Raw genomic sequence first — 12,271 nt, forward strand, 5'->3', positions numbered from 1 at the left:
CACGAGAGACCGACTCAAAGCAAGGCGTCAGGAATAGTCCATAGAGCTCGCAACAGGATCTTGATGAGTTGTTCTGGTCAGCCGTGACCGGTGTGACGATTCGGCCGTTCGTGGTGGTGTGAGTACTCGGCCGCGGATCGTGGACAACGACTTGTGGGCACTGATTGAGCCACTGCTGCCGCCCTGGCCGACGAGGTCACCAGGGCCGCGGCCGGTAGCTGACCGGCTGTGCCTGCAAGGCATCTTGTACGTGCTCTCCAACGACATCGCGTGGCAACTCCTGCCCCCTGAGCTGGGGTTCGGCTCAGGGCAGACCTGCTGGCGACGCCTGGAGCGTTGGCAGCAGGCCGGGGTCTTCGACCAGCTGCACCGACTCCTGCTCGCCGAACTGAACGCGGCCGGCCGCCTCGACTGGTCCAGGGCCTGCGTGGACGGCTCCCACATCCGGGCGAAAAAGGGGGGAGCCGACACCGGTCCGTCGCCGGTCGACCGGCGGAAGACGGGCAGCAAGCACCACCTGATCTGTGACGGACGCGGCACCCCGCTCAAGGCCATCACGACCGCGGCGAACGTCAACGACGTCACCCAGACCCTCGCCCTGGTCGACGGCATCCCGCCCGTGGCGGGGCGTCCCGGTCGTCCCCGCAGGCGCCCGGATGCCTTGCTCGGCGACAAGGGATACGACTCCAACCCCAACCGCGAGGAGCTGCGTAAACGCCGGATCCTGCCGGTCATCTCCCGCAGGGGACCCGAACATCAAGGGCATGGGCAAGCTCCGCTACGTCGTGGAGCAGACCTTCGCCCTGCTCCACCACTTCAAACGACTTGCCGTCCGCTGGGAACGTCGCTTTGGGTAAGCCATTTCCAACCAGGACAACGAGCAGTCGTGTGCACGGGTGGGCTGGGGGTTCACTGTGGTGGATGGGAGGCGCCCGCGATCGGGGCGATGGCGTGGGAGGGGTCCGAGTGATCCGCAGGAAGGGGAACTTCAGTGAGCGATTTCCAGAAGAGATTCTCGGTGCATCAGGTTGCCTTCCATTGGGACGGCAACCATGGCCGATCCTCCACCCGCCGCCAGCGGATCGAAGACGCACTGGAGGTCATCACCGACCAGTACGTCGCCAAGCACGGCCGGCTGCCCGGCGAGCGCGCCAGCCACGGACTCGGCTGGTGGGCGGCGCAGGACACCCGCCCGGAGAAGAAGAACCCGAAGCCCTTGGAGCAGCTGCGCGCGTGGTGGCGCGCGTCAGCTCTCTGGCGCTTCGGCGTACGTATGGTCGACGGGCTCCTGGAGCGCTGTCGGGCGGCCGGTGCGGCGATCCGGGCCCGGGTGAGCCCGCGGGTAGACACCGTGCTCGCCGCCGCCGACGTTGCTGCCATCGTCTACACCGTCCGCAATACCTTCGCCCGCCGCCACGTCCTGGCCGAAGCCCGTCGGCACCTCCTGGAGACCCTGCGCGGCCGCGCCTTCCCTCCCGGCGTGGACGACTACATCGCCGACAAGGCCCTGGCCCGCCACTCACGCCAGCTCACCGTGCCCCAGAAGGGCCGCCGGACCCCGGCGCCGGACCAGCTCACCTACACCGCCGACTTCGCCTGGCCCACCCGCTGGTGGATCGCCGGCACCGACGGCAAACCGCCGCGATCTGCCACCCGGTACGAGCGGGCCCGGGTCGCCAGCCTCGCCGTGCAGAACGCGATCCGTGCCGCCCGCACCGCGCCCGCTCCTGCGCGGGACGGAGCCCCAGCCGCGACCGCATCGACCACCGCGCACACCGAGCACCACCACGACCACGCGGTGGCCGCACCGCACGCCGTCGACCACCCAGACCGGGACTCCTCCCTCACCCCGGCGCAGCGGGCCGCTGCCGTCCACGCCCACCAGCAGGCTGCGATGCCGGAACTGCTGGAGGGCCGCACGGCCGATCCGGCGACGTGGATGCGTACGCCGGACAACCTCGCCCGGTTCGCCGCCTTCAAGCGCGAGGCTGACGCCCGCCGCCGCGCCACCGCGGACCGGCCGCAGCCCGAGCAGCCGGCCGACGCGCCGAGTCCCACCAGCCAGCAGCAGCACCCCGGACCCCACCAGGGGAGAGGAGCGGCCCCCGAACGCTGATGGCCGGAGCCTGGCGAGCGCCGAGCCCGCCCGGCGGGACACGGCACTAAGTCGCCGGGCTACCTGTCGGGACGCGGCCGACACGAACGTCCTCGAGGCGACGGGGAGGGGCAAGCGTGCAGAGACCAACCCCCGAGCACGGAGGCCGCCCCTATGGTTCAGCCGACCCCGCCGCACCTCTCGCCGGAGCTCTTGGAACGCCTGGAGCAACTCACCGACGCGGTCCGGCTGCGAGCGGCGCTGCACCCGGCGCCGAAGCCGCTGCCGGTCCGGCGCCGCTCCCAGTACCCGGGCGGGCGGCCGAACCCGTGGCGCACCGCGCGCCTGCGCCGACGCCGTCAGCGGTGAGTGCGGGACATCCCGGCATCCGGTGCGCGCACCGACGATGCCGTGCACTCTCCACTCCGCGCGGTGCGCACCACGATGCGCGCGACGGCGGCCTCCACTTCCGTTCCGCTTCACCCGGTGCGCACACGGACAGTGACGGTGCATCGGATGCCGTGCACTCGATGCGCACCCCTTGACCAGGACGCCACCCGTGCACGGACCCTTCCATCGGGCAGAAAGCAACCCTTGTCCAGTTACGAGTCTTCCGTGTTTCCCCTTGACCTCGCTGTTTCTCCTTGACCTCGCTCGCCACCGCCCTGGCGATGCCGTGCATCGGACAGCGATGCGCGCCTTCAGAGGGGAGAACTCTCTGTCCCGCCGTACCGTGCACCGGCACCGTGCGTAGGGCCGGTGAGTGGTGCGCTGAGTGCCGTGCACTCCCGTATTTGGGTGCGCACCACCGGGTGGGAGTGGACGACATGGCGAGGCGCCCGAGAAAGGAAGGACGACGGCGACCGCGAAGACCCGCAAACCCCGCCCTCGACGTCCTGACCGGCGCCGCGGCACGGCTGCAGCCCGACCGGGAGCACGGCGATCGCGGACGGCGCCTACCCGGGCGCCGGTCCGACGTTCTGCCGGGAGCAGGAATCAACGGCCTTGAGAGCTACGGCCTGGGTGAGATCGACCGTGATCTCTCCGCTGTCGGTCTTGAGCGTGAGCTGACCCTTCGTCAGCCGCACCACCTCGCCGCAGCGTGTGGCGCCGGGGGTGCTGACCTCGACGCGGGGCTTGGCCGCGCTCGGGCCGTACCACGTCATGCCCACGGCCGTGACGAGGAGGGCCATGCAGAGCAGGCACAGGGTGAGCCCCCGGGAGAGGGCGTTGCCCGCGTGCAGGGCTTCGGAGTGGTCGCTGGCAGACCGTGAGCTGGGGTCGTGGTCCAGGGCTTGGGGTCGGAGGGAAATGGTCCCGGGGTAGCCGTGCGCCGCGCGCAACAGGAAGAGGGCTGACGCGGTGCCCGCGAGAAGGGAGGACAGCAGGATCCATCCGACGAGTGCGCCGTACGGCGCGGCCAATTGGCCGACGTCGGTTCGTCCTTTGAGAAGACCGAAACCGATCAGCCCGGCCAGCAGTACACCGACGCCGTTTCGCCAGGCGAGGGCCGCCGCCCGAACCTGAGGCAACTCGTGCTTGACCAGCCGGTGCATCTGCCGGGCAGCGAGCCGGTCGGTGGCGGAAGCCGCGGGACCCGGGGTCACCCGACGGTTCACGGCTGGTCGCGCCCGAGCCTGATGATCCAATAGGCGCCGCAGCCGTCGTCGTCCTGTGGCCGACCGGAGTGCTCGGACTCGCAGGTGCACATCATGCGTACCTCTTCCCAGCCTGTGGCGCACGACTCCTGGCGGCGGGACGCCCGGAGCAGCGGCATGCGGAAACTGCGAAAGACCTCGGTGACGTGAGCGAACTCCATCGCGTGATCGCAACGGGGGCACGGGCCGCTCAGGATGACGCCACCTGGGGCGGACTTCACGGCGAATCCGCCAGCCGCGACCGCGAATTCGGCACGGGTGATCGGCTGGAAGCACACGGGTTCGATTGGGCCCGCGGAAGAGCGTGCGACGGGGGAGGAATCGTTCCCGGGCTGCTGCGGCTCCGGGGGATCGTCCGGCACGGAGCGCTCCTTTCTGAGGCCTGGGGCTTGCTGGTCGGTCTACGGGCCGGTGTGGGTGAAAGGAGTCCACAGACTGGGCTGGTGCGGGTTCTCGGTCCGCAGGGTACGCACGATGGCGTGCAGGGCCTGCGCGGCGCCGTCCGGCCTCAGTGCTCCGTCCACCACGATGTCCTCGTACACGGCGTTGAACACCCTCGCGGAGGTCTCGTCGTCGATCGACCACAGCGCTGCCACGACGTGCCGGTAGCCCGTGTAGTGGAGTGCCGCCGACAGACTGATCGCTTCATCCACCAGACGGATCCCGCCGGCGGCGGTCTTGCAGGCCGCCAGGCCGGCGAAATCCCCGGCGAATCGGCGGGCCGAGATGTCGGCGATGCTGAGCATCCGGTCGTGCAGGAGCAGACCGCCACGTGACGGCTGCCTGAGGTCTTGATCGCCGTGACAGCTGAAATGAACCCATCTGTGCCTGGGCAGTTCCCGGCGGACATTCACCCAGGTGGCTTCGTCGGCGTCCAGGAGTGTTCGCCGCTCTTCCGGTACGAGCCGGATCAGGGCGTCGCGTTCTTCGGTGGCGCCGCGGAGCCGGACCTGTCCCGGCAACTCCTCCAGCGTGACGATGAGCAGGCGGTCCCGCTCCGACTCATCCTCCTGCGCGTAGCCCTGCCCCTCGTGGCCGGGGGCGCCTGCGTCGGGCCCGGTTCCCCGCCGGTTCGTCCTCGTCTCCAGAAGGGCCCTCAGCGTCGGGGTGTAGGACGACACGACACGGTCGATCACCGTCCGTGGCACCTCGCCACCGCCCTCGTGGTGGTAGCCGGCGGTGTGCAGCGGAAGCAGGGCCAACGGGCCGGTCGGACACCACCACAACCGCGGCCACCCGGCCCCCGGAGGCGGTACGCGGTCCAGCTTCAGCGCGCTGAGCACCGGCGCGGCGATCGTGTCCCAGAGCCATTCCTGGAGCGAGCGGAGCATGTCGTCCGTGCGCTGCCTGGACTTCATCAGCGCTGCCGCGGCGCGGCTGCGGGTACGGATGGCGGCGCGGTCGGGATCGGCATCCGTGGTCTCCACCGCCAGCTGGTATGCGTAGGCCGCCCGTTCGGCTTCCTCCAGCGTGCTCAGGTAGAGCGAGGCCCGCTCCACGGTTTGTTCCAGCGTGAGGTCGTGCAACTCGACGACGCGCACTCCGGCAGTGGTGACGATCAGGGCGTCGCAGCGCCACCTGCTCAGGTTGACGACGGCTACGGGTCCGCCCGTGGCGGCGGGCAAGAGCGCCTCCAGGGACGGCGGACTGAGGAAGTCCGTGAAACCGCGCTCGCGTACCTTTTCCACGAGATGGTCCCACTCGTGGGCGAGCGCCATCCTTCGGTCTACTGGGCTGGATTCGTCCGCTCGGCTCACTGGCATCGCCCCCCTCGGCGCGGCTGGTCTGACTCTTTCCCGTGCGACCGACCGGCATGCTTGTGGACTTGCTGATTCCGGTAGCCGCCGGAAGGCCGTGGGGCCAGCCGGTGTCGCCGCCATCGAGGGGGGTGATTCTGCGGTCACCGAACGCCGCGTCCGGCAAGGCGTGACCCGTTGGCCGTCCGGGCATGTACCCCACCCGGGGAAGGCACGGAGGAGGTCTGTTGACAAGCGACATGTGCGACGCTCTGGTGGCCGTCGCCCGCCGACTCATGGCCGATTGCATGGAGCACGGCGACGTGGAGGCTGTCCTGAGCCCCGACGTTCTCGACCTGTTGGACCGTCTGCTCGAGGCGGGCCGCCGGTCGGGCGGCAAGCGACAACTCGACTCCATCAGGACAGCGGGGGCCCTGCGCCTGTGCCGATACCTCATGCGGCCAGAGGGCGGAGAGTACGACGACATCGCCGCGGCAGCCGAGCTGTTCGCCGTCGTGCGACAGCACGATCCCTCGCAAGTACCTCCAGAAGTTCGGTACTTCCATGCCATGGCCCTGCTGCGCCGCAGCGATGCGGAGTACAACGAGCAGGGCCGCGACCAAGCGATCGACATGCTCCGGCAGGCCACCGCCGAGACAGTCGGTCGGTCCCCCGCGCAAAGCAGCGCGGAGCACAACCTGGGGGTGGCGCTCTGGCACCGGTTCGGCGTTAGTCGCCAGGCGGCAGACCTGGACGAATCGGTCGCGGCGCTGCGACGAGCCGTCGCCCTGACACCGCAGGGCGCTGCCACCTACCCGGAATGCGTGTCGTGCCTGGCCGTGGCCCTGCGCACCAGGTTCGAACACGCAGGCGTAACGCGCGACCTGGACGAGGCGGTGGCTCTCAGCCGTACCGCGGCCACCCTAGATCCGAACCACCCCCGCATGCCGATCCTCCAGTCCAACCTCGGACAGGCCCTGCAGACCCTCTTCGGCCACACTGCGGCACCGGCGGACCTAGCACAGGCGGAAACCGCTTCCCGGGCGGCCCTCGCCGCCACCCCGCCGGACCACCCGGAGCGGCCGTTGATGCTGAAAATCCTCAGTGCAACGCTGTTCCGCCGGTTCGAACTCCACGGCGATCGCGAAACGCTGGACGAGGCCATCCACCGGGCGCACGACTCAGCGCGCCTGGCCGGCGTTGTCAACCCGACCCTGCAGGTCGACGCCCTCGTACAGCTCGCTTCGCAGCTGCACCGCCGGTACGACCTGACGCACGCCCCTGAAGACCTTGACCACCTCATCGACGCGGAACGGCGAGCCGCGACGGACCCGCGTCACCCCGGCCGGCCGGCGACGCTGAGCAATCTGTCCGCAAGCCTGCAGGCCCGGTTCGAGCTGCTGGATCGCGACGAGGACCTCGACGAGGCCGTCGCGCGCGCACGCGCGGCCTTCGCTCTCCTGCCCGGCGTCCACGAGGACCGCACGAGCATTCTGCACCGGCTGGCCATGGCCCTCATGGCCCGGTACTGGCGCACCCGGCTACAGGACGACCTCAACGACGCGATCACGGCCGGCACCGAGGCCGCGCAGGCGGGGACCGCTGACGCCGCGGGGCAGGCAGATCTCGATGTCCGTTTGGGTGCGATGCTGTTGTCCCGTTTCGAACTCTTGGGGGACCACGCCGACCTCGAAGGCGCCCTGAGCGCGGGACGGGCCGCCCTGAACGGCAGCGAGGAGGGGTCGTCGGGCCGCACCTGGTACCGAATGTTCCTCATGGCCGCCCTGCGGACTCGCTCCCGGCATGCCGACGCCGGAGAAGACCTGGACGCATCCATCGCCCTGGGACGAGTCGCCGTCGACGAGTCGTCGTCGGATCACGAGGTGTCCGCCCAGGCTCTGACCGAATACGCCTTGGGGTTGCGCGAACGCTTCGACAGGAACGCCGACGCCGTTGATCTCGACGCGGCGGTCAAGGCCAGTGCCGAGGCCCTCGACCTGACGCCGAACGGCCATCCCATGGCAGCCACGCGGATGAACCTCGCCGGCATGGCACGCATATCCAAGTTCCGTCTCAGCGGGGCGATCGGGGACCTCAACGCCGCGATCGAGTACCTGCGTGGAGCCGTCGACGGCCTCGAGCCGGGCGGCGAGGGACGGGCTGCCGCGCTGACGAACCTCGGCATCGCCCTGACGGCGCGCTTCGAACGCACTCGCAACATGCCGGACCTCACCGAGGCGATCCAGGCCGGTGACCAGGCAGTGCGGGAGGGCGGTCCCGAAGATCCCGAGACCCCCTCGACCCAGGCCGAGCTGGCCCGAGCGCTGACGTTGCGCTTCAACGAAACCCGGAATCCCGCCGACCTGGACCGAGCGCGATGGCTTGGCACTCAAGCGGCGAACCGCACCCCGGCCAGCCATTTCCAATGGGCCAATCGACACGTCAGGATCCTGACCGTACTGCAGGCCCGGGTCATGGCGATCGACGAGCCTCACGAACTCGACGAGGCGATCGGTTTGGCCAGGGCGATCGAGGCGACCCTGGCTCCCGAGCACCACTCGCTGTCGACGATCCGGGGCGCCCTCGCCGCTTTCCTCCTGCTGCGCTCCGAGCGCCAGCGAAACCTCGACGACCTGAACGAGTCGCTGGCCCTCTTCCAAGCAGCGCTCCGAGACCAACCGAAGTGGTCCGCCGACTGGGCCCGCTATCAGTTCAACATCGCCGCTGCCCTGGCGGACCGCTTCGCACTCGAGCGAAATCCCCATGACCTGGATGCGGCGCTCGACGCATGGCGAGCGGCCACGGAGGCTCCGACGGCAACTCCGCCGGATCGCATTGCAGCGGCGGTTCGCCGTGGACGCTACGCAGCCGAGAACAGCCGCTGGAGCGACGCACTCGATGGCTTCACGGCAGCGGTGCGCCTCCTTCCTCTCCTGGCCTGGAGGGGAACGACCCGCTCCACGCAAGAGGGATCTGTCGCCCAATACATGGGCCTTGCGGCGGAAGCCGCATCCTGCGCCCTCATCGCCGGGGACCCGAACTCCAGCATCGAGTTGCTCGAACACGGCAGGGGCGTCCTGTGGTCCCAGTACCTCGAAACGCAGACAGACTTGAATGAACTGTCCCTCAAAGCCCCGGATCTGGCCGAAGAACTGGACCGCGTCCGCCACGCCCTGGCGACTGTGGACGTGGACGGTGCGACGCGAGCGGACCTTCGCGAGGTCCACCGCCTGCCAGAAGGATGGCCACCTGCCAGACCTCTCGCGGAAACGTGATCCCGCTCGACCTGGGCCAGGCGGGCCCGTGAGAGACGGATCCCGGCCCGTCCCTCACGAGGCGGGGGTGGCCGGCGGGCGGGCATGCGCACAGGGCGTGTCGGAGGCGACCGTGGGGATCTATATGCAGCGCAGGAGATCCCGTGTGGTGCGCGCGCTCGAGGTGCTGAGCCAGGCGAGGCCCGGGTGGCGGGAGCGCAGGTGGAAAAGGGCCCGTGCGCCCAAGCCCGTGCTGTGGAAGCGCTTGTCGATGACGACGGCTGTGATGACGCCCTGCGCGCAGTGGGAACGGGTCCGATAGTGGATCTGGCCGACGACCTGGCGAATGTGAACGAGGAGCAGGCACTCCTCGCCGGCCCGGACACACCGGGGATGTGCGTGGACAGGAAGTCGACCGCCCGGTAGGCGAAGATTTGGCGTCGCAGCCGGCCGGCGAGCCGGCCCGTGCGTGAATGCTTGGCGCGAAACATCCGCTGCCGGGGGGCTGCTTGCCCGACTCGGAAGGTGCTCGACGACTTACGGTGCGGGCCGCCCTTGGGCGGCCCCGCGGTTGCGATCTTCGGCTTCGTGACGGTGGTGTGAGAGACGGTGAGACTGTGCGTTGGTGCTGGTCGGTGGCCGTTTCGGTGTGTGGAGTCACTGTCTTGGGGTGAGAGCAGGGCTTTCACTACTGTCACCGGGCGATAGATGTGCAGGTCGCGTGCTGACAGACACGAAGGCGAGAGATCGCACGTGGTGCGGGGGCGCTCGCTGTTGCGGGTTGAGGAGGAGTGCGACCGGACCGTCCCCGGCCCCGGTCCGACGGAACACCGGGGCTGTGTGTATTGGACGTGTGAGGGGTGCGGAGACTACCTGCGGCGCTCTTCCCCATGGACCGGGAGCCGTTGGCACTGGTTTTCCCCGTATCAACGGTGGAGGGCACCTTTGCGGTCACTTCAGGGGCCGGGTGCCGCAAGCATCTGAACGCTTCGCGGTCTCTATCCGGGTTTCTTCCAACCGCGCCCGAGCTGCGGCTCCAGGCTTAGGCGTTGGGGATGGGCACGTCACCGGCACGTTTCAAAGGGCAGAAGAAGTTCTCGCTGGTGCCCACCAGCCAGGTCGCTTCGTCCCAGGTCCAGCCGATGTTCAGCCAGGCTTGCACCTCAACACTCTCGGCAACTTGTTCAAGGTGCTTGCAGACATGGTGGCCCTGGGCTGCGATCTGGTTGTTGTCGAGAGTGGAGTACAGGAACCTGTTGCGGTACGCGCTGATGAAGTTCAGGTTGTGTTGGTAGTCGGTGCCGCCGGTCTCAGGGGTCTGGCTGTCACACCCGTAGGTGCCCGGAGATGCACCCGGGGGGCCGCAGTGGTCATACGTGGCGTCGTCGTTTGCGACCGGCCCGGCCATCGCGTTCACAGAAAGCAGCGCCGAGACGCCGAGGGCTATAGCGATGATGACGGCGCTTCGCTTCGAGCTGGTTTGTGACACTGGGATTACCCCTCGTGTGGCATAGGAGTCGCTGGCTGCGGGGAAAGGAGTCGTGACGGCTAACTCGTAGATCGCCCCGCGCATCAGCGATGTATGACCACATTAGATAGAAATCTCCCTTTTTTTCATGCTTATATAGTGGAGCCCAATGTGCTATAAGGGCGGCAAATCCCCTCCTTTGGCTAGCCAGACGCCGACCGCCGTGCCGTGGCCGCGGTTCCTGGCGCGACACGACGCAGGCAGATAGGGATCGCCAGCCGTCATGGTCGAAGCGGCGGGATGCCTTGGGCTGCCTCGGTGCGTGGTCGGCGTGGCACTGTTTCCTGTCGGTTTCACTCGTGGAGGTATTTCTCGCCCGCAACCCGGTCCGCAGAGCTTCCTGGCTCGCAGGTCTGGGGCAGTTCTTCTCCCACGCCCACCGCACCGGATTGGTGCTCCACAATCCGGCCGCGGCCGTGGGGGCACCGCAGTGGCTTCAGGGGCTCCACTCTCACTCTCGACGAGCAGCTCGCCCTCTACCGCCGCTGGAGGGCCGGCACGAATGTCCTCCCGTACGAGGCATTCATCAGCCTGGCGGCCCTCCTCCACGCTGCTACGCGGCGCTTGGTTGTCCATGGGGCCGCAGGGGCTGTCCTGATGAAGGGGTGCTTGGTTTGTTCTGGTCAGGCCCGTATGCGCGGTTCTTGGGGACAGTGTGATGCAGTGGGGTTGGTGTCACTGGGATGAGTTGGCCTGGACAACGGGGCGCGGCGTAGCAGGGCATTGCGCAGGTTCACTGATGGGCGACAGCTGCTGTCGTCGGTCAGTGAAAGTGAGCAGTCGCCATGCTCCTGACCTGGGGTTGTGCAGATTGGTTGAGCGGGTTGGTGGCTGTGTTCACTCATTGAATCTGCGCAGGGTCTGGACTCGTCAGCCGTCTGGCCTGCGGTGTTCGTTGATCCGGGTGCGATTGCGCAGATTCAATGGGCGCTGCGCAGTCTCACCGATCGGCGACAACAGGCGACAGCGTGGTCGCCGGTGAGGTGACAGGGGCAGGGGCGGAGCAGAGCTTAGCCATGACTGGAAATGAAGCATCCAGGTGGTTAGGGCAGGGCCGGGGTTGAGAGCCGGAGCCCTACGAGTTGGTGGCCTGGATGTTGTGAAGCGGGGGTGCCTCCGGTCCGGTACACAAGGGTATTTGGCCTGCTCCGTAAGCCGTAAGGGGCGAAGGCCCGGCCGTCTATCATCGCGAGATGTTTGATTTCTCGCAGAGTTCTCCTGCTGATCTTCTTCAGGCTATGCAGCATGGCGCGGGCGGACTGTGGGAGGTGGAGGCAGCGGTCTGGCTTCTGGAACGGCATGGTGTGTGGCTTCACGATCTGCGGTTGCGGCCTTACATCGATGGAGGGGTCGGGGACGACGGGGTCGTGTGGGCCGGTCTGGATCCCAAGCGTGTGGGAGCCGCGATCGAGTCGGGTGAGCTCGGTGAATGGGGAGGTGAGGACCTCACGGTTCTGCGCTTCATCCTTAGTCTGTGGGGGGACTATCCCATCGGGTTGCGTTTCCTGTGCGTGAACCTTTCCGAGGAGGCCGTTGAGTTGATGGGGAAGGCCCTGCTTCTCGCAAATAGCTACGATCTGCGCTGACCCGGCGTGGAGCTGCATGGCTACCGATGAGGGTTCAACCGCCTCGCGGGCGCGCTCGACAGACCACCCGGACATCCGCTTTCTGTTGCCTCTGAGGACTGCGGCCGACTGCCTGGAGTTACCCATCCAGGCCTCTGTTGCTGGCTGCCCGCGGAGCGGGCTGGTCCTGGAGGCGGAGAAGGACGGGGCCGGGGTGGGAGCGGAGCGGACACCCCAGGACCCCGTGAAACGGGGTCACCCAGGCCCGCGGAGCGGGCCGTTCGGGTGGAGCGCAGCGGAACCCGAACTTGTCCGGAGCGAAGCGAAGGACCCCGGCCGAAGGCCGGCCCTGGCTCGGCGAAGCCGAGCCTCCGTCGAGCGCAGCGAGACGGTTCCTCTCCTCCACGCGCAGCGTGGAGGTACCCGCTCCGCGGG

9 protein-coding genes are annotated in these 12,271 nt (G+C 68.3%); 5 read left to right on the plus strand and 4 right to left on the minus strand.

Annotated features, from left to right (window positions below):
* The first annotated feature begins 139 nt into the window (after positions 1-139).
* The 3 genes from ACZ5WG_RS29785 (at position 140) to ACZ5WG_RS29795 (ending at position 2,464) form a co-directional block, all read left to right on the plus strand.
* The gene (locus ACZ5WG_RS29785) at positions 140-970 is read left to right on the plus strand and encodes an IS5 family transposase (RefSeq protein ID WP_468727184.1); all 831 of its coding nucleotides are present in this window, start codon (positions 140-142) and stop codon (positions 968-970) included.
* 21 nt (positions 971-991) lie between these two features.
* Positions 992-2,116, plus strand: coding sequence for a relaxase domain-containing protein (locus ACZ5WG_RS29790; RefSeq protein WP_468727186.1), 1,125 nt, complete (start codon positions 992-994; stop codon positions 2,114-2,116).
* A 153-nt stretch (positions 2,117-2,269) separates the two neighbouring features.
* The gene (locus tag ACZ5WG_RS29795; protein WP_468727187.1) at positions 2,270-2,464 is read left to right on the plus strand and encodes a hypothetical protein; all 195 of its coding nucleotides are present in this window, start codon (positions 2,270-2,272) and stop codon (positions 2,462-2,464) included.
* Positions 2,465-3,051: 587 nt separating this feature from the next.
* Here the strand turns inward: ACZ5WG_RS29795 and ACZ5WG_RS29800 are convergent.
* From ACZ5WG_RS29800 to ACZ5WG_RS29810, 3 genes are read right to left on the minus strand one after another with little or no spacing between them, the layout of a single operon-like run.
* Positions 3,052-3,702: a hypothetical protein gene (locus ACZ5WG_RS29800; protein ID WP_468727188.1), complete on the minus strand. Its 651-nt coding sequence runs from the start codon at positions 3,700-3,702 to the stop codon at positions 3,052-3,054.
* A gap of 8 nt (positions 3,703-3,710) precedes the next feature.
* Entirely contained in the window at positions 3,711-4,115 is a 405-nt protein-coding gene (locus ACZ5WG_RS29805) for a hypothetical protein (protein ID WP_468727190.1), read from the minus strand.
* Between the two features lie 39 nt (positions 4,116-4,154).
* Positions 4,155-5,471: a CHAT domain-containing protein gene (locus ACZ5WG_RS29810; protein ID WP_468727191.1), complete on the minus strand. Its 1,317-nt coding sequence runs from the start codon at positions 5,469-5,471 to the stop codon at positions 4,155-4,157.
* A gap of 266 nt (positions 5,472-5,737) precedes the next feature.
* Between ACZ5WG_RS29810 and ACZ5WG_RS29815 the strand changes: the two genes are divergently transcribed.
* Positions 5,738-8,764 carry a hypothetical protein gene (locus ACZ5WG_RS29815; protein WP_468727193.1) on the plus strand — a complete coding sequence of 1,009 codons (3,027 nt, stop codon included), beginning with the start codon at positions 5,738-5,740 and terminating at the stop codon, positions 8,762-8,764.
* A 1,021-nt stretch (positions 8,765-9,785) separates the two neighbouring features.
* Here ACZ5WG_RS29815 and ACZ5WG_RS29820 read toward each other — a convergent pair.
* Positions 9,786-10,232, minus strand: coding sequence for a DUF732 domain-containing protein (locus ACZ5WG_RS29820; protein ID WP_468727194.1), 447 nt, complete (start codon positions 10,230-10,232; stop codon positions 9,786-9,788).
* Positions 10,233-11,464: 1,232 nt separating this feature from the next.
* Between ACZ5WG_RS29820 and ACZ5WG_RS29825 the strand changes: the two genes are divergently transcribed.
* Positions 11,465-11,857 (plus strand): hypothetical protein, encoded by a 393-nt coding sequence (locus ACZ5WG_RS29825; RefSeq protein WP_468727196.1) that lies wholly within the window; start codon positions 11,465-11,467, stop codon positions 11,855-11,857.
* Positions 11,858-12,271 lie beyond the last annotated feature (414 nt).

The sequence above is a fragment of the Streptomyces sp. NPDC032745 genome, assembly GCF_055579465.1.